Raw genomic sequence first — 17,731 nt, 5'->3', positions numbered from 1 at the left:
GTGCTGGTTCGGCAGTTTTTTAACTCATTCGCCATGGGCTGAATTTGATGCAGGGGTCGTGCCCGATCAGACCGTGGCTAAACCTTTGAGCTGAAACCTGCAAAATATTGTTCAAAAAACCACCAATCCCGGTATGATCGCGCGCCCGGATAACGCCCCACCTTGGAACCTTGATGAAGCCTCAACTGATCGCCGCCGCGGAACTCGACCGTCTAGAGACCTGGCAGAAATATTCCGCCCATATGTGCGGCGGCTGCGTGTCCAGCTGCTGCACGCTGCCGGTGGAGGTGAAGATCAAGGACCTGATCCGCATTGGCATCGTCGATGAGTTCGAGCGCGGCGATCCGCCGAAGAACATCGCCAAGCGTTTGCAGAAAGAAGGCATCGTCGAGCGGTACAACAACAAGTCCGAAATTTTTACCCTGCAGCGCATGAGCAACAACGACTGCCTGTACCTGGATCGTAAGACGCGCTTTTGCACTATTTATGACAAGCGCCCGGATACGTGCCGCAACCACCCGAAAATCGGGCCGCGGCCGGGGTATTGCGCGTATAAGCCCAAGGAAGTGGTGCGCGAGACCAACTTCAAGACCCTCGACAAGTTCTAAGTTTTTGATCGTTCCCACGCTCTGCGTGGGAATGCAGCTGTGGACGCTCTGCGTCCGCTCTTGAAAGCAGGACGCGGAGCGTCCCAAGCGGCGTTCCCACGCGGAGCGTGGGAACGATCACAACACACAAACTGCAGGCATAAAAAAACGCCCCCGGCCTTTCGACCGGGGGCGTTTTTCATTCAGCCTGAGTTAACTCAGTTCTTGGCTTTCTTGGCAGCGCGGGTACGCTCGCCTTCGTCCAGGATCTTCTTACGCAGGCGGATCGACTTAGGCGTGACTTCGCACAGCTCGTCGTCCTGGATGAATTCCAGGGCCTGTTCCAGGGTGAAGCGAACAGGTGGAACCAGAGCGATGGTTTCGTCTTTGCCCGAAGCACGCATGTTGTCGAGCTTCTTGCCTTTGGTTGGGTTCACGCCCATGTCGTTGTCGCGGCTGTTCAGACCAACGATCTGGCCGTTGTAGATCTCTTGACCGTGTTCAACGAACAGCTTGCCACGCGCCTGGAGGGTTTCCAGGGAGTAGGTCAGCGCCTTGCCGGTTTCTACCGATACCAGAACACCGTTCTGACGGCCGGACATGTCGCCGGACTTCATGGTGTCGTAGCGATCGAAGATCGAGGTCAGGATGCCAGCACCGTTGGTCAGGGTCAGGAACTGGTTACGGAAACCGATCAGACCACGAGCAGGGATGTTGTATTCCAGACGCACACGGCCTTTGCCATCCGGCACCATGTTGGTCAGGTCGCCCTTACGCAGGCCCATCTCTTCCATGACCTTGCCCTGGGACTCTTCCGGGGTGTCGATGGTGACGTTTTCGAACGGTTCCTGCTTCACGCCGTCAACCTGACGGATGATCACTTCCGGACGACCAACACCCATTTCGAAGCCTTCGCGACGCATGGTTTCGATCAGTACCGAGAGGTGCAGCTCACCACGGCCGGAGACCTTGAACTTGTCAGCCGAGTCGCCTTCTTCAACGCGCAGAGCAACGTTGTACAGCAGCTCCTTGTCCAGACGCTCCTTGATGTTACGGGAGGTCACGAACTTGCCTTCTTTACCGCAGAAAGGCGAGTCGTTTACCTGGAAGGTCATGGAAACGGTTGGCTCGTCAACGGTCAGAGGCTTCATCGCCTCGACGTTGTCCGGCTGGCACAGGGTGTCGGAGATGAACAGCGAGTCCATACCGCTCACGCATACGATGTCGCCAGCGAAAGCTTCTTCAACGTCGATGCGGTGCAGGCCGTGGTGACCCATCAGCTTCAGGATACGACCGTTACGCTTCTTGCCGTCAGCGCCGATAGCGACAACCGGGGTGTTCGGCTTGACGCTACCACGAGCGATACGGCCAACGCCGATAACACCCAGGAAGCTGTTGTAGTCCAGTGCCGAGATTTGCATCTGGAACGGGCCTTCACGGTCGACTTTCGGTGCTGGTACGTTGTCGACGATCGACTGGTACAGCGGAGTCATGTCTTCAGCCATGTCGGTGTGGTCAAGACCAGCAATACCGTTCAGGGCCGAAGCGTAGATGACTTGGAAGTCCAGCTGTTCTTCGGTGGCACCCAGGTTGTCGAACAGATCGAAGATCTGGTCCAGAACCCAGTCCGGACGCGCGCCTGGACGGTCAACCTTGTTGATGCACACGATCGGACGCAGGCCGGCTTCGAAAGCCTTCTTGGTCACGAAACGGGTTTGCGGCATAGGGCCGTCTTGAGCGTCAACCAGCAGCAGAACGGAGTCAACCATCGACATTACGCGCTCTACTTCGCCGCCGAAGTCGGCGTGGCCCGGGGTATCCACGATGTTGATGTGGTAGCCGTTCCAGTTGATAGCGGTGTTTTTTGCCAGGATGGTAATACCGCGCTCTTTTTCCTGGTCGTTGGAGTCCATCACGCGCTCGTCGTTGAGCTCGTTGCGCTCCAGGGTGCCGGATTGACGCAGGAGTTTGTCTACCAGGGTGGTTTTACCATGGTCAACGTGAGCAATGATGGCGATGTTACGTAGATTTTCGATCACTTGTGTATCTCGATCAGAGGATTCGGTGTGCTGACAGGTCGTGGCAGCGATTAACAGTAGAGTCAGGCCTTGCCGTTACAGCTTGACGGCAGAGTCGGGGGGCCGGTGACGCAGGCCACAGGCAAACAGCCCCGGGCTCTTAGCTCGGTCGATAAACGCGCACATTGGCATGCCCCTCACTGAGCAAATGGTGGGCATGCAGGCGACTCATCACGCCTTTGTCGCAATACAACAGGTACTGACGGCTGTTATCCAGTTCCTTGAAACGCGCGTTCAGTGCGTAGAACGGCAGCGTTTGCACGTCGATGCCAGCGATTTCCAGCGGCTCATCTTCGGCGGCATCCGGATGACGGATGTCGACGACGATCTGGCCCGCCAGGGCTTCGCTGACTTCTTCGATCTGCACATCCTGGCCCAATTCGTCGATCACTCGATCGATTGGCACCAGCTTGGCGTTCTCGAGCGCACGCTCCAGAATCGCCATGTCGAATTCTTTTTCTTCATGCTCCACGCGGTGACGCTTGGCGTGAGTCTTGGGGTTCACCGAAATGACCCCGCAGTATTCAGGCATATGCTTGGCAAAGTCGGCGGTGCCGATTTGCTCTGCCAGGTCGATGATGTCCTGCTTGTGGCTGGCGATCAGCGGGCGTAGCACCAGCTTCTCGGTCACGCAGTCAATGATCGACAGGTTAGGCAGCGTCTGGCTGGAAACCTGGGAAATCGCTTCGCCGGTCACCAGGGCGTCGATCTGCAATTGATCGGCGATTCGGGACGCAGCGCGCAACATCATACGCTTCAATACTACGCCCATATGACTGTTATCGACTTTGCCGAGAATTTCGCCCAGCACTTCCTCGAACGGTACGCTTACAAATAGCACGCGTTGGGAGCTGCCGTATTTCTTCCAGATAAAGTGCGCAACTTCCATCACGCCCAATTCATGTGCACGCCCGCCCAGGTTGAAGAAGCAGAAGTGGCTCATCAGGCCGCGACGCATGATCTGGTAGGCCGCAACCGTGGAATCGAAACCGCCGGACATCAATACCAGGGTCTGTTCCAGGGCACCCAGCGGGTAGCCGCCGATGCTGTTGTGCTGGCTGTGGATCACGAACAACCGTTGGTCGCGAATTTCCATGCGCACTTCAATTTGTGGCGCTTTCAGGGAAATTCCAGCGGCACCGCACTCGCGACGCAGCTTGCTGCCGACGTATTTCTCGATGTCCATGGAGCTGAACGGATGCTTGCCGGCACGCTTGCAGCGCACCGAAAAAATCTTGCCTTCAAGCGCACTACCGTAGTGCTGCTTGCACTTTTCGGTGATGTCGTCGAAGTCGCCCAGCGGGTACTCATCCACCTGCAGGAAATGCGCGATGCCCGGCATGCAGCTCAGGCGCTCGGTCATGTCCTTCAAGGCTTTGGCGTCGGTAATGCGGGTTTCCAGCTCGAGGTTGTCCCACACGCCGTTCACCACCACAGCCGGGTCCAGGTCACGGAGCACGGCACGGATGTTCTTGGCCAACTGACGGATGAAACGCGTCCGTACCGGTCGGCTTTTGATGGTGATCTCGGGGAAGACTTTAACGATTAATTTCATGGAAACAGCGCGCGCCGGGCCTGCTGAAAAAGGGGGGCGCGGATTATAGCGGAAATCGCTCAAGGTTTAACCAGTTAATATGCATTGCATACGCAATGCACCAAAACGGGTCATTTGCACAAATAAACGCTACATTGCAGTGCGCGATTTATGCCGTTTTTGCCGATTGCACCGTTATAGGGGCCATTTTGAGGCAAAACGGCCATGTTGGCGCACTGGCATGCAATTTGCTCTCTTGTGAGGCAGGTTGCCTTGGCGGAGTATCCGCGCCGGCATCACCCAAATTCTAAGGGCTAACTCCACTACCCCAAGCCCGAAGCCACCCGGAGGACACCATGTCGAAGTCGGTTCAACTCATCAAAGATCATGACGTTAAATGGATTGATCTGCGCTTCACGGACACAAAAGGCACTCAGCACCACGTGACCATGCCGGCTCGCGATGCGCTGGAAGATGACTTCTTCGAAGTCGGCAAGATGTTCGACGGTTCCTCCATCGCAGGCTGGAAAGGCATCGAAGCCTCCGACATGATCCTGCTGCCAGACGACAGCACCGCCGTACTCGACCCATTCACCGAAGAGCCGACCCTGATCCTGGTGTGCGACATCATCGAACCTTCGACCATGCAAGGCTATGACCGCGACCCACGCGCCATCGCCCACCGTGCCGAGGAATACCTGAAGTCCACCGGTATCGGCGACACCGCATTCTTCGGCCCTGAGCCAGAGTTCTTCATCTTCGACTCGGTGAAGTTCAAATCCGACATCTCCGGCTCCATGTTCAAGATTTTCTCCGAGCAAGGCTCGTGGATGTCCGACCAGGACGTGGAAGGCGGCAACAAAGGCCACCGTCCAGGCGTGAAAGGCGGCTACTTCCCAGTACCACCGTTCGACTTCGACCATGAAATCCGTACTTCCATGTGCAACGCACTGGAAGAAATGGGCCAGACCGTTGAAGTTCACCACCACGAAGTGGCGACTGCCGGCCAGAACGAAATCGGCGTGAAATTCAACACGCTGGTGAAGAAGGCTGACGAAGTTCAAACCCTGAAATACTGCGTGCACAACGTTGCCGATGCCTATGGCCGCACCGCTACCTTCATGCCTAAGCCGCTGTACGGCGATAACGGCTCGGGCATGCACGTTCACGTATCGATTTCCAAAGACGGCAAGAACACCTTCGCCGGCGAAGGCTATGCCGGCCTGTCCGACACCGCTCTGTACTTCATCGGCGGCATCATCAAGCACGGCAAGGCCCTGAACGGCTTCACCAACCCGTCGACCAACTCCTACAAGCGTCTGGTCCCAGGTTTTGAAGCGCCGGTGATGCTGGCCTACTCGGCACGCAACCGCTCCGCCTCGATCCGTATTCCTTACGTCAACAGCCCTAAAGGCCGTCGTATCGAAGCGCGCTTCCCAGACCCGGCTGCCAACCCTTACCTGGCCTTCGCCGCCCTGATGATGGCCGGCCTGGACGGTATCCAGAACAAGATCCACCCTGGCGACGCCGCCGACAAAAACTTGTACGACCTTCCGCCTGAAGAGGCCAAAGAGATCCCACAAGTGTGCGGCAGCCTGAAAGAAGCCCTGGAAGAACTGGACAAGGGCCGTGCGTTCCTGACCAAAGGCGGCGTTTTCAGCGACGACTTCATCGACGCTTACATCGCCCTGAAAAGCGAAGAAGAAATCAAAGTACGCACCTTCGTACACCCACTGGAATACGAGCTGTACTACAGCTGCTAATCCGGTAGCGCTGCTTGAGGTAGCGTGATGAGAAAGACCTCCTTCGGGAGGTCTTTTTTTTGCCTGGGCGTTACGCTACGCCAGCTCTGCAAACCCAATCAAAGTGTGGGAGCTGGCTTGCCTGCGATAGCGCACTGCCGGCCACCTGCTGTATCACTGACACACCGCCATCGCGGGCAAGCCCGCTCCCACAGGAGATCACCTTTGAGATATCGACTTGTATTTGCCCTGCTGTTCATCAGTGCCAGTGCCAGTGCGAGCGCTGCGCCGCCTACGTTCGAACCCTTGCTCAACAGCATCGCCGAACGCCTGGAGATTGCCGACCAGGTAGCACTGAGCAAATGGGACAGCCACAAACCCGTGGAGGACAAGAAGCGCGAGCAAGAGGTGATCGCCAGCGTCACTGCCCAGGCGCCGAGCTACAAGCTGGACCCGGCCGCTGCCGAGCAGTTTTTCGCCGCCCAGATCGAAGCCAACAAACTGGTGCAATACACCCATCTGTCCGATTGGCAGTTCCAGGGCAAAGCGCCCGACGACCCGCGCCCGGACCTGGTCCAGCAGATCCGCCCGCAACTGGACGATCTGCAAAAAAGGCTGCTGCAGCAGTTGGCCGACTTCACCCCCCTGCGCACAGACCCCAAATGCCCCCAATGGGTGGCCGAGGCCGTGCACGAACCGCTGAATGATCCGCTGCGCCAACTGGCGATGATCCGCGCCACCGCCGAGCTGTGCATCTACAAAGGCGAGTGACTGCAACCCCATTCAAACATGTGGGAGCTGGCTTGCCTGCGATAGCGCTGTTGAATGCACCACCGCTATCGCAGGCAAGCCAGCTCCCACACTGACTGCGATTCGCCTTAAATCTTCAGTTGCTGAACAACCTTCACAAAACCGCACTATATTGGTGCGATAGCCTGCACCCTTCTCAATTGCCCAGCCCATTTTGGTTCGAAACTTCCCGTTGAGGCTGGCAGAACGCCACAGTTTCGCGCCTGAAACCCTTATTTCAGGGCATTAGCGCTTCTTTTCGGAGCCTTGGTTTGGTTTTTGCATTTTCCTTGTATCAGCGTGTGCCTCAAGCCCACGCCTTGCTCCAAAAGAGGTCCCGATGACCATCAGCGATGCACTGCACCGTTTGTTACTCGACAACCTGACCACCGCGACCATCCTGCTCAATGCCGACCTGCGCCTTGAGTACATGAACCCGGCGGCGGAGATGCTCCTGGCCATCAGCGGCCAGCGCAGCCATGGGCAGTTCATCAGCGAATTGTTCACCGAGTCGGCCGAAGCCTTGAGTTCGTTGCGCCAGGCCGTGGAGCAGGCACACCCGTTCACCAAGCGCGAAGCGATGCTCACCGCGCTCACCGGGCAAACGTTGACCGTCGACTACGCCGTGACCCCGATCCTGAGCAATGGCGCGACCCTGCTGCTGCTCGAAGTCCACCCCCGCGACCGCCTGCTGCGCATTACCAAGGAGGAAGCGCAGCTGTCCAAGCAAGAAACGAGCAAGATGCTGGTGCGCGGCCTCGCCCACGAGATCAAAAACCCGCTGGGCGGTATTCGCGGCGCGGCACAGTTGTTGTCCCGCGAGCTGCCGGACGAGCACCTCAAGGACTACACCAACGTCATCATCGAAGAAGCCGACCGCCTGCGTAACCTGGTGGACCGCATGCTCGGCTCCAACAAGCTGCCGTCCCTGGCGATGACCAACGTGCATGAGGTGCTGGAGCGGGTCTGCCAATTGGTCGAGGCCGAAAGCCAAGGCTGCATCACCTTGGTGCGCGACTACGACCCAAGTATTCCCGACGTGTTGATCGACCGCGAACAGATGATCCAGGCGGTGCTCAACATCGTGCGCAACGCCATGCAGGCCATCAGCAGCCAGAATGAGCTACGCCTGGGCCGCATCAGCCTGCGCACCCGCGCCCTGCGCCAGTTCACCATCGGCCATGTGCGCCACCGCCTGGTGACCAAGGTCGAGATCATCGACAACGGCCCCGGCATTCCTGCGGAGCTGCAGGAAACCATCTTCTTTCCCATGGTCAGCGGCCGCCCGGACGGTACCGGGCTGGGCCTGGCCATCACCCAGAACATCATCAGCCAGCACCAGGGCCTGATCGAATGTGAGAGCCACCCTGGCCACACCACGTTCTCGATCTTCCTGCCATTGGAACAAGGAGCCCCCACGACATGAGCCGTAGTGAAACTGTCTGGATCGTCGATGACGACCGTTCTATCCGCTGGGTCCTCGAGAAAGCCTTGCAACAAGAAGGCATGACCACCCAGAGCTTCGACAGCGCCGATGGGGTGATGAGCCGCCTGGCACGTCAGCAGCCGGACGTGATCATTTCCGATATCCGCATGCCTGGCGCCAGTGGCCTGGACTTGCTGGCGCGCATTCGCGAGCAGCACCCGCGCCTGCCGGTGATCATCATGACCGCCCACTCGGACCTGGACAGCGCTGTCGCGTCCTACCAGGGCGGCGCCTTTGAATACCTGCCCAAGCCATTCGATGTGGATGAAGCGGTGGCGCTGGTCAAGCGCGCCAACCAGCACGCCCAGGAACAACAGAACCAGGAAGCGCCGCCGACCCTGACCCGCACCCCGGAAATCATCGGGGAAGCGCCGGCGATGCAGGAAGTGTTTCGCGCCATCGGGCGCTTGAGCCACTCCAACATCACTGTGCTGATCAACGGCGAATCGGGGACCGGTAAAGAACTGGTGGCCCACGCCCTGCACCGCCACAGTCCACGGGCGGCGTCGCCGTTTATCGCGCTGAACATGGCGGCGATCCCCAAGGATTTGATGGAGTCCGAGCTGTTCGGCCATGAGAAAGGCGCGTTCACCGGCGCAGCCAACCTGCGTCGCGGGCGCTTTGAACAGGCGGACGGCGGCACGCTGTTCCTCGATGAGATCGGCGACATGCCGGCCGATACCCAGACTCGCTTGCTGCGCGTACTGGCTGACGGCGAGTTCTACCGTGTGGGCGGGCATACGCCGGTGAAGGTGGATGTGCGCATCATCGCGGCCACCCACCAGAACCTGGAAACACTGGTGCATGCGGGTAAATTCCGTGAGGACTTGTTTCACCGCCTCAACGTGATCCGCATCCACATCCCGCGCATGTCGGACCGTCGCGAAGATATCCCCACCCTCGCCCGCCACTTCCTCAGCCGCGCCGCTCTGGAGCTGGCGGTGGAGCCCAAGCTGCTCAAAAGCGAGACCGAGGAATACCTCAAAAACCTGCCGTGGCCCGGCAACGTGCGCCAGCTGGAGAATACCTGCCGCTGGATCACGGTGATGGCCTCCGGGCGTGAAGTGCACATCAGCGACCTGCCGCCGGAGCTGCTGAGCCTGCCGCAGGACTCGGCTCCCGTGACCAACTGGGAACAGGCGTTGCGCCAATGGGCGGACCAGGCCTTGGCACGCGGCCAGTCGAACCTGCTGGACAGCGCGGTGCCGGCGTTCGAGCGGATCATGATCGAGACTGCCCTGAAGCACACTGCCGGCCGTCGTCGCGATGCGGCCGTGCTGCTGGGTTGGGGGCGCAATACCCTGACGCGCAAGATCAAGGAATTGGGGATGAAGGTTGATGGTGGGGATGATGATGAGGGTGATGAGGCCTGAACCCCAAGACCGCTGAAGGCCCAGTGTGGGAGCCGGGCTTGCCCGCGATGGCGGTGTGTCAGTCACCCGATAGAGGGCTGACACACCGCCATCGCAGGCAAGCCAGCTCCCACATTTGTTTTGTGCAATGCCTGCAGACTGTGCACCGCTTCAATGCACGATGAACCGCCATTGAGCACAGACCCGAAACCTCACAGAGCGCTTTCGCTACAAAGTTCTTAACCGTAGAAACAACCAAAGCCCCGTATTCCGGGGCTTTGCGCTTTTTGGCATTTTTTTTCCAGCAGCAATTGCAAGTTTTGGCACGCCCCCTGCAATAACCTCAGTACTACCCAGTTTCGGGGACCTTGGTACAGGCAGGCCGAGAATCCCCTCTTTAACACCGAAGCCTTAGGCTTCACCCCGTTTTGGGAGCCCTGGTACAGGCAGGCCGGGAACTCCCTCTTTTATTGCTCTTGGAGATGGATCTCCAGCCGCCAGCGGCCATCGACCTCTGCACCGCTCCACTCCCCACGCAACGGCCGAGCCGCCACCAGGTTCAGCAGCAGGCCAGCGTCGGTCTTGCGTATGCGCCAATTCACGTCCTTGTCATTGACCTTGAGTTGCCCGCTGGCAGCCTTGCCCTGGGCGTCAAACAGCAACGCCACGGTGCCGTCGATATGCTCGCCGTGCAGCTTGGGTTCGTTGTTGAACCACACCACCAAACCATCCGCCGCAGGTTCTACCTGTTGCAGCTCAAGCGGCTCGGGGGTGGTCAAGCGACCGATCATCAAGCCAATCATCAAGCCGACAATCGCCAATGAGCCCAACACCCTCGGCAATAGCTTCGGTCTCGGGTCGTCTTCGGGGGTAGAATGCAGCGCATCTTTGCCTTCGGAGCCGTGCATGTTTCACGTCGTCCTTTTTCAACCAGAAATTCCGCCGAATACCGGCAACGTTATCAGGCTGTGCGCCAACAGTGGCTGCCACCTGCATTTGATCGAGCCGTTGGGCTTTGACATGGACGACAAGCGCCTGCGCCGTGCCGGGCTGGACTACCACGAGTACGCCACCCTCAAGCGCCATGCCGACCTCGCCAGTTGCCTGGAGAGCCTGGGCCACCCTCGGCTGTTCGCGTTCACCACCAAGGGCTCGCGGCCGTTTCATGATGCCAGCTTTGCCGAGGGCGACGCGCTCCTGTTCGGCCCGGAGAGCCGAGGCCTGCCGGCCGAGGTGCTTGACGCATTGCCCGATGGCCATCGCCTGCGCTTGCCGATGCGTGAAGGCTGCCGCAGCCTGAACCTGTCGAACACCGTAGCCGTTGCCGTCTATGAAGGCTGGCGCCAACTGGGCTTTAAATAACACCGCATAACAAATGTGGGAGCGGGCTTGTGTGGGAGCCGGGCTTGCCCGCGAGGCAGGCACCTCGGTGTGTCAGTCACACCGCAGTGATGCTATCGCAGGCAAGCCAGCTCCCACACAAGCCCGCTCCCACATTTTAGAACGGCATCGCTCAGCAAATTACTGAACGGTTGGCGCGCCTTCCTGTTGCATGCGCTGCAGCTCTTGGGCGTACAGGGCATCGAAGTTCACCGGGGCCAGCATCAGCGCCGGGAACGAACCACGGGTGACCAGGCTGTCCAGGGTCTCACGGGCATACGGGAACAGGATGTTCGGGCAGAACGCACCCAGGGTGTGGCTCATGGACGCTTCGTCCAGGCCCTGGATCAGGAAGATACCGGCCTGTTGCACTTCAGCGATGAAAGCGACTTCTTCACCATTCTTGACGGTGACCGACAGGGTCAGCACGACTTCGTGGAAGTCACCTTCCAGGGATTTCTGACGGGTGTTCAGGTCCAGCGCAACGCTTGGGGTCCACTCCTGACGGAAGATGGCCGGGCTTTTTGGCGCTTCGAACGACAGGTCACGCACGTAGATCCGCTGCAGCGAGAACTGTGGGCCTTGAGCTTCTGCTGCTTCGGTGTTCTGTTGATCAGTCATCGCAGATCCTTCTTTATCTTGGGTTCTTGAGGGTTTAGGCGTCAGGCGGACAGCAGCGCATCAAGTTTACCGGCGCGCTCCAGAGCGAACAGGTCGTCGCAACCACCGATATGCCGGGTGCCGATCCAGATCTGCGGGACCGACGTGCGGCCAGCCTTCTGGGCCATTTCGGCGCGCACCTGGGGCTTGCCATCGACCTTGATCTCTTCAAAGGCAACACCCTTTTTCTCAAGCAAGGCCTTGGCCCGCATGCAGTAAGGGCACCAATCGCTGGAATACACGACAACCTGGCTCATATCACTTCACCAACGGCAGGTTATCGCCACGCCAGCTGCTGATACCACCCGACAGCTTGGCGGCGGTGAAGCCGGACTTGAGCATCTCACGGGCGTGGGTGCCGGAGTGCTGGCCCTGGGCATCGACCAGGATGATGGTCTTGGCCTTGTGCTTCTCCAGTTCGCCCAGACGCGCAATCAGCTTGTCCTGGGGAATGTTCAGGGCGCCAACGATATGGCCGGCGGCATAATCCTTGGCCGGGCGAATATCGACGACGACGGCCTCATCCTTGTTGACCAGCGCGGTCAGCTCCGACGTGCTCAGGCTGCGACCACCGCGGCTCAGTTCGTGAGCGATCAGCAGCGCCAGCAGGATGACGAAGGCGCCCACAAGCAGGTAGTGGGCAGTGGCAAATGCAATCAGGTGATCAACCATCAAGGAGGTTCCAGGGCGTTAAAATGGCGGTAAGTATACACAGCCGCCAGGGGGGGCCAACCCCCGTAAAGCGGTGACGTGGTTGGAACTTCGCTTTAAACTGCCACTCCCTTTTCAATTGTCTTCCTTTATTAGCGCCGCGAGAGGATCTATGACTACCACGCCTAAACCTTTGGTCCTGATAATTCTCGATGGCTTCGGACACAGTGAAAGCCACCACGACAACGCGGTGTACTCGGCCAACAAGCCGGTACTGGACCGCCTGACCGCCACCGTGCCCAACGGCCTGATCTCAGGTTCCGGCATGGACGTGGGCCTGCCGGACGGCCAGATGGGCAACTCGGAAGTCGGCCACATGAACCTAGGTGCCGGACGAGTGGTGTACCAGGACTTCACTCGTGTCACCAAGGCGATCCGCGATGGCGAGTTCTTCGAAAACCCGACCATCTGCGCGGCGGTCGATAAAGCCGTTGCCGCGGGCAAGGCCGTGCACTTCATGGGTCTGTTGTCGGACGGCGGCGTACACAGCCATCAGGATCACTTGGTCGCCATGGCCGAACTGGCGTTCAAGCGCGGCGCTGACAAAATCTATCTGCACGCCTTCCTCGACGGCCGCGACACGCCGCCTAAAAGCGCGCAATCCTCCATCGAACTGCTGGATACCACCTTCGCCGCCCTGGGCAAGGGCCGTATTGCCAGCCTGGTGGGCCGTTACTTCGCCATGGACCGCGACAACCGCTGGGACCGTGTCGCCCAGGCCTACAACCTGATCGTCGACGGCCAGGCCGAATTCAACGCGGCCACCGCCCAGGAAGGTCTGGAAGCGGCCTACGCCCGCGGTGAAAGCGATGAATTCGTCAAAGCCACCACCATCGGCGAGCCGGTGAAAGTCGAAGACGGCGACGCCGTGGTGTTCATGAACTTCCGCGCCGACCGCGCCCGTGAACTGAGCCATGTGTTCGTCGATGAAGGCTTCAAGGACTTCGAACGCGCGCGCCAGCCGAAGGTCGAGTTCGTCATGCTCACCCAATACGCCGCCAACATCCCGGCCCCGTCGGCGTTCGCCCCGGGCAGCCTGGAGAACGTGCTGGGCGACTACCTGGCCAAGAACGGCAAGACCCAACTGCGCATCGCCGAAACCGAGAAATACGCCCACGTGACGTTCTTCTTCTCCGGTGGCCGCGAGGAGCCGTTCCCCGGCGAAGAGCGCATCCTGATCCCGTCGCCAAAAGTCGCTACCTACGACTTGCAGCCGGAAATGAGCGCACCGGAAGTCACCGACAAGATCGTCGACGCCATTGATCACCAGCGTTATGACGTGATCGTCGTCAACTACGCCAACGGCGACATGGTTGGCCACAGCGGCAACCTGGAAGCGGCGGTCAAGGCCGTGGAATGCCTGGATAAATGTGTTGGTCGCATCGTCGACGCGCTGGAAAAAGTCGGCGGCGAAGCGCTGATCACCGCCGACCATGGCAACTGCGAACAGATGTCCGACGAATCCACCGGCCAGGCGCACACCGCGCACACCACCGAACCGGTGCCGTTCATCTACGTCGGCAAACGTAACCTGAAAGTGCGTGAAGGTGGCGTGCTGGCGGATGTGGCGCCCACCATGCTCAAGCTGATGGGGTTGGAACAGCCGAAGGAGATGACCGGGACCTCGATCCTGGTCTGATCCAAAGTACGCCACAAAACAGTGTGGGAGCGGGCTTGCCCGCGATAGCGGCTAATCAGTCGACATCTATGTCGCTGACCCACCGCAATCGCGGGCAAGCCCGCTCCCACATTGGTTTTGTGGTGTTTGATAGATGTCTTTTTGCCATACCATCGCCACTCGGCGGCTATCTTGCCCTACCGCCCCAATTGGGCGTTTTTTTTGCAGCGCTTGGCGGGCATACTAGGCCGTCCTTTTCCCCTGGTGTCGCCCGCCTCTATGCTTCGCGCCTTGATAACCCTTGCTCTTGTCTGCCTGCTCCAACCGGCGTTTGCCGATGAGCGCGCACAAACCCAACAACAGTTGGACGCTACGCGTCAGGACATTACCGAGCTGAAAAAGCTGCTCGGCAAGCTCCAGGAAGAAAAATCCGGGGTGCAGAAAGACCTGCGCGGCACGGAAACCGAAATGGGCAAGCTGGAGAAGCAGGTCCAGGAGCTGCAAAAAGAACTAAAGAAGAGCGAGTCGGAACTGGAGCGACTCGACGCTGAGAAAAAAAACTCCAGAGCGCACGCATTGAACAGCAACGCCTGATCGCGATCCAGGCCCGTGCCGCGTACCAGAGCGGCCGCCAGGAATACCTCAAGCTGCTGCTCAACCAGCAGAACCCGGAAAAATTCGCCCGTACCCTCACCTATTACGACTACCTGAGCCAGGCGCGCCTGGCGCAATTGAAGGGGTTTAACGAAACCCTGCGCCAATTGGCCAATGTCGAACAGGAAATCGCCGACCAGCAATCGCAGTTGCTCGACCAGAAAACTGCCCTCGACACCCAGCGCGACCAGCTCGATAAAGTACGCAAGGAACGCCAGCAGGCCCTGGCCAAGCTCAACAGCGACGTAAAAGCCCGCGACGCCAAGTTGCAGGCCCGCGAGCAAGACCAGGCCGACCTGGCCAAAGTCCTCAAGACCATTGAAGAAACCCTGGCCCGCCAGGCACGCGAGGCCGAAGAAGCGCGGCAAAAAGCGCTGATCGCCCAGCAGGAAGCCGAAAAAAAGCGTCAGCGTGAGGCCGAACTGGCTGCCACCACCGACGCTCCGGCCCCGCGCAAACCGGCGCGTGCAGCGCCTGGCCCGTTGGTTTCCAGCAGCGGCGAGTCGTTCGGCGGCCCTTTTGCTTCAGCACGAGGCAAACTTCCATGGCCGGTTGATGGTCGATTACTGGCACGCTTTGGGGAAACCCGTGGCGATGACACCCGCGCCAAGTGGGATGGCGTGATGATCAGCGCCTCTGCCGGCAGCCAGGTCCACGCGGTGCACGGTGGGCGCGTGGTGTTCGCCGATTGGTTGCGGGGCGCCGGCTTGCTGGTGATTCTTGACCACGGTAATGGCTATTTGAGCCTTTACGGCCACAATCAGACACTACTCAAGTCGGCAGGTGATGTTGTAAAAGCCGGTGAATCCATCTCCACTGTCGGTAACAGTGGCGGCCAGGACACCCCGGCGCTGTACTTCGCTATTCGTCAGCAGGGCCGCCCGAGCGACCCTGCACAATGGTGCCGGTCCCAAGGATAGGGTCGCATCTACATTAGGAGTTCGTTCGACATGCTGCATTTGTCCCGCCTCACTTCGCTGGCCCTGACGATCGCCCTGGTGATCGGCGCGCCTCTGGCTTTTGCCGACCAGGCCGCACCGGCTGCACCTGCCATGGCTGCGACGACCAAGGCGCCATTGCCGCTGGACGAGCTGCGCACCTTTGCCGAGGTCATGGACCGGATCAAGGCAGCGTATGTCGAACCCGTAGACGACAAGGCCCTGCTGGAAAATGCCATCAAGGGCATGCTCAGCAACCTCGACCCGCACTCCGCTTACCTGGGCCCGGAAGATTTCGCCGAGCTGCAGGAAAGCACCAGCGGTGAGTTCGGCGGCCTGGGCATCGAAGTGGGCTCCGAAGACGGCCAGATAAAAGTGGTCTCGCCTATCGACGACACCCCGGCGTCCAAGGCCGGCATCCAGGCCGGCGACCTGATCGTGAAGATCAACGGCCAGCCGACCCGTGGCCAGACCATGACCGAAGCCGTCGACAAGATGCGCGGCAAGCTCGGCCAGAAGATCACCCTGACCCTGGTACGCGACGGCGGCAACCCGTTTGACGTGACCCTGGCCCGTGCGACCATCACGGTCAAGAGCGTGAAAAGCCAGCTGCTGGAGTCGGGCTACGGCTATATCCGTATCACCCAGTTCCAGGTCAAGACCGGCGACGAAGTGGCCAAGGCACTGGCCAAGCTGCGCAAAGACAACGGCAAGAAGCTCAACGGCATCGTGCTTGACCTGCGCAACAACCCAGGCGGCGTGTTGCAGTCGGCGGTCGAGGTGGTCGACCACTTCGTCACCAAGGGCCTGATCGTCTACACCAAGGGCCGTATCGCCAACTCCGAGTTGCGCTTCTCGGCCACCGGCAACGACCTTAGCGAGAACGTGCCACTGGCGGTATTGATCAACGGCGGCAGCGCCTCGGCCTCGGAAATCGTCGCCGGCGCCCTGCAAGACCTCAAGCGCGGTGTGCTGATGGGCACCACCAGCTTCGGCAAAGGCTCGGTGCAGACCGTATTGCCGCTGAACAACGACCGTGCACTGAAGATCACCACGGCGCTGTATTACACGCCGAACGGCCGCTCGATCCAGGCCCAGGGCATTGTGCCGGACATCGAAGTACGCCGCGCCAAGATCACCAACGAGATCGATGGCGAATACTACAAAGAGGCCGACCTGCAAGGCCACCTGGGCAATGGCAACGGCGGTGCCGACCAGCCAACCGGCAGCCGCGCCAAGGCCAAGCCGATGCCGCAGGACGATGACTACCAACTGGCCCAGGCGCTCAGCCTGCTCAAGGGCTTGAGCATCACCCGCAGCCGTTGATCATGCGTCTTGCCCTGATCTTCGCTGTGCTGTGCAGCCTGGCGGGGGTCGCTCAAGCGGCCACTGCCAGCGAACCGCACAAAGCCTACCTGACGCTTATCATCGACGACCTGGGGCAAAACCTGCCTCGGGATCGTCGCGTGCTTGCGCTACCCGGCCCGGTGACCGCCGCCATCATGCCGGACACGCCCCACGCCGCCGAATTTGCCCGTGAGGCCCACAAGGCTGGCAAGATCGTGATCCTGCACATGCCCATGGACCCGGCCACCGGCCCATTCGCCTGGCACCCGGAGCTGTCCATCGAAGAACTGGGCAAACGCCTGGACGCGGCATTTGAAGCCGTGCCCTACACCGCCGGCATCAACAACCACATGGGCAGCCGCATGACCGCACAACCGGCAGCGATGGCCTGGCTGATGGGTGAGTTGCAACGGCGTCACAAGTTCTTCGTCGACAGCCGCACCAGTGCGCAAACCGTCGCCGCCGCCGAGGCGCAGAAGATCGGTTTGGCCCATGTGTCGCGGGATGTATTTCTCGATGACGAACGCACCGAGGCGGCGATTACCACGCAACTGCAGACCGCGATCAAACTGGCGCACAAGCAGGGTTCGGCAGTCATGATCGGGCATCCTTACCCACAGACGCTGGCGGTACTGGAGCGCGAATTGCCCAAGCTCAAGGCGCAGGGCGTGGAGTGGATCGATATCAAGTTGATGATCAGCGTGCGCAGTAATCGGGCGATGAGTGCCCACGGCAAAAACGGCATCTATCGCTGACAGTCACTGTGGCGAGGGAGCTTGCTCCCGCTGAAGCGCGAAGCGCTCCCACGATTTTAGGGCCGCTACGCAGCCCAGCGGGAGCAAGCTCCCTCGCCAC

The 17,731-nt window shown here is 59.8% G+C and carries 15 protein-coding genes and 1 pseudogene; 10 read left to right on the top strand and 6 right to left on the bottom strand.

Translation table 11 applies throughout. The annotated features are described in order from the left end of the window. Nucleotides 1–173: 173 nt before the first annotated feature. Nucleotides 174–608 carry a YkgJ family cysteine cluster protein gene (locus OC445_RS07365; protein WP_003187815.1) on the top strand — a complete coding sequence of 145 codons (435 nt, stop codon included), beginning with the start codon at nucleotides 174–176 and terminating at the stop codon, nucleotides 606–608. Nucleotides 609–805: 197 nt separating this feature from the next. On the opposite strand, the gene typA is transcribed toward OC445_RS07365, so the two are convergent. Both typA and thiI read right to left on the bottom strand, forming a co-directional pair. Beyond that, on the bottom strand, nucleotides 806–2,626 hold the full coding sequence (gene typA, locus OC445_RS07360) for a translational GTPase TypA (protein WP_014716526.1): 1,821 nt from the start codon (nucleotides 2,624–2,626) through the stop codon (nucleotides 806–808). A gap of 139 nt (nucleotides 2,627–2,765) precedes the next feature. Continuing rightward, a complete protein-coding gene (gene thiI / locus OC445_RS07355) occupies nucleotides 2,766–4,220 on the bottom strand; it encodes a tRNA uracil 4-sulfurtransferase ThiI (protein ID WP_262020034.1) in 1,455 nt (484 codons plus the stop codon). Between the two features lie 335 nt (nucleotides 4,221–4,555). Here thiI and glnA point away from each other — a divergent pair, with 335 nt between their 5' ends. The 4 genes from glnA (at nucleotide 4,556) to ntrC (ending at nucleotide 9,589) form a co-directional block, all read left to right on the top strand. Continuing rightward, nucleotides 4,556–5,962: a type I glutamate--ammonia ligase gene (gene glnA, locus OC445_RS07350; RefSeq protein ID WP_003187811.1), complete on the top strand. Its 1,407-nt coding sequence runs from the start codon at nucleotides 4,556–4,558 to the stop codon at nucleotides 5,960–5,962. A gap of 204 nt (nucleotides 5,963–6,166) precedes the next feature. Further along, nucleotides 6,167–6,712 carry a chorismate mutase gene (locus tag OC445_RS07345; RefSeq protein WP_262020033.1) on the top strand — a complete coding sequence of 182 codons (546 nt, stop codon included), beginning with the start codon at nucleotides 6,167–6,169 and terminating at the stop codon, nucleotides 6,710–6,712. Nucleotides 6,713–7,070: 358 nt separating this feature from the next. Continuing rightward, complete coding sequence (glnL, locus tag OC445_RS07340) at nucleotides 7,071–8,156, top strand: nitrogen regulation protein NR(II) (RefSeq protein ID WP_014716523.1); 1,086 nt, start codon at nucleotides 7,071–7,073, stop codon at nucleotides 8,154–8,156. Further along, nucleotides 8,153–9,589 (top strand): nitrogen regulation protein NR(I), encoded by a 1,437-nt coding sequence (gene ntrC / locus OC445_RS07335; protein ID WP_003187806.1) that lies wholly within the window; start codon nucleotides 8,153–8,155, stop codon nucleotides 9,587–9,589. The genes glnL and ntrC overlap by 4 nt, the downstream gene beginning before the upstream one ends. Nucleotides 9,590–10,035: 446 nt before the next feature. Here ntrC and OC445_RS07330 read toward each other — a convergent pair whose 3' ends face one another. Beyond that, the gene (locus OC445_RS07330) at nucleotides 10,036–10,476 is read right to left on the bottom strand and encodes a hypothetical protein (protein WP_032894013.1); all 441 of its coding nucleotides are present in this window, start codon (nucleotides 10,474–10,476) and stop codon (nucleotides 10,036–10,038) included. On the opposite strand from OC445_RS07330, the gene OC445_RS07325 reads away from it, so the two are divergent. Beyond that, nucleotides 10,475–10,930 (top strand): tRNA (cytidine(34)-2'-O)-methyltransferase, encoded by a 456-nt coding sequence (locus OC445_RS07325; RefSeq protein WP_262020032.1) that lies wholly within the window; start codon nucleotides 10,475–10,477, stop codon nucleotides 10,928–10,930. The genes OC445_RS07330 and OC445_RS07325 overlap by 2 nt on opposite strands. Nucleotides 10,931–11,089: 159 nt before the next feature. Here OC445_RS07325 and secB read toward each other — a convergent pair whose 3' ends face one another. Genes secB through OC445_RS07310 form a run of 3 tightly spaced genes read right to left on the bottom strand, consistent with a single transcriptional unit; the run spans nucleotide 11,090 to nucleotide 12,280 of the window. Next, entirely contained in the window at nucleotides 11,090–11,569 is a 480-nt protein-coding gene (gene secB / locus OC445_RS07320; RefSeq protein WP_032894017.1) for a protein-export chaperone SecB, read from the bottom strand. A 41-nt stretch (nucleotides 11,570–11,610) separates the two neighbouring features. Next, the gene (grxC, locus tag OC445_RS07315) at nucleotides 11,611–11,865 is read right to left on the bottom strand and encodes a glutaredoxin 3 (protein WP_003171118.1); all 255 of its coding nucleotides are present in this window, start codon (nucleotides 11,863–11,865) and stop codon (nucleotides 11,611–11,613) included. Between the two features lies 1 nt (nucleotide 11,866). Then, nucleotides 11,867–12,280 carry a rhodanese-like domain-containing protein gene (locus OC445_RS07310; protein WP_032901811.1) on the bottom strand — a complete coding sequence of 138 codons (414 nt, stop codon included), beginning with the start codon at nucleotides 12,278–12,280 and terminating at the stop codon, nucleotides 11,867–11,869. Nucleotides 12,281–12,431: 151 nt separating this feature from the next. Here OC445_RS07310 and gpmI point away from each other — a divergent pair, with 151 nt between their 5' ends. The 4 genes and pseudogenes from gpmI (at nucleotide 12,432) to OC445_RS07290 (ending at nucleotide 17,631) form a co-directional block, all read left to right on the top strand. Next, entirely contained in the window at nucleotides 12,432–13,958 is a 1,527-nt protein-coding gene (gpmI, locus tag OC445_RS07305) for a 2,3-bisphosphoglycerate-independent phosphoglycerate mutase (protein ID WP_262020031.1), read from the top strand. A gap of 258 nt (nucleotides 13,959–14,216) precedes the next feature. Then, a pseudogene (locus tag OC445_RS07300) lies at nucleotides 14,217–15,511 on the top strand (murein hydrolase activator EnvC family protein). A 30-nt stretch (nucleotides 15,512–15,541) separates the two neighbouring features. After that, the gene (locus OC445_RS07295) at nucleotides 15,542–16,855 is read left to right on the top strand and encodes a S41 family peptidase (protein ID WP_034125537.1); all 1,314 of its coding nucleotides are present in this window, start codon (nucleotides 15,542–15,544) and stop codon (nucleotides 16,853–16,855) included. Between the two features lie 2 nt (nucleotides 16,856–16,857). Beyond that, nucleotides 16,858–17,631, top strand: coding sequence for a divergent polysaccharide deacetylase family protein (locus OC445_RS07290; RefSeq protein WP_054897548.1), 774 nt, complete (start codon nucleotides 16,858–16,860; stop codon nucleotides 17,629–17,631). Nucleotides 17,632–17,731 lie beyond the last annotated feature (100 nt).

This window comes from Pseudomonas sp. Pse35 (genome assembly GCF_024519715.1).
GTDB classification, from domain to species: domain Bacteria; phylum Pseudomonadota; class Gammaproteobacteria; order Pseudomonadales; family Pseudomonadaceae; genus Aquipseudomonas; species Aquipseudomonas paracarnis.
The sequence above is the reverse complement of the archived record's forward strand: the minus strand, read 5'-3'. Positions and strand labels throughout refer to the sequence as shown.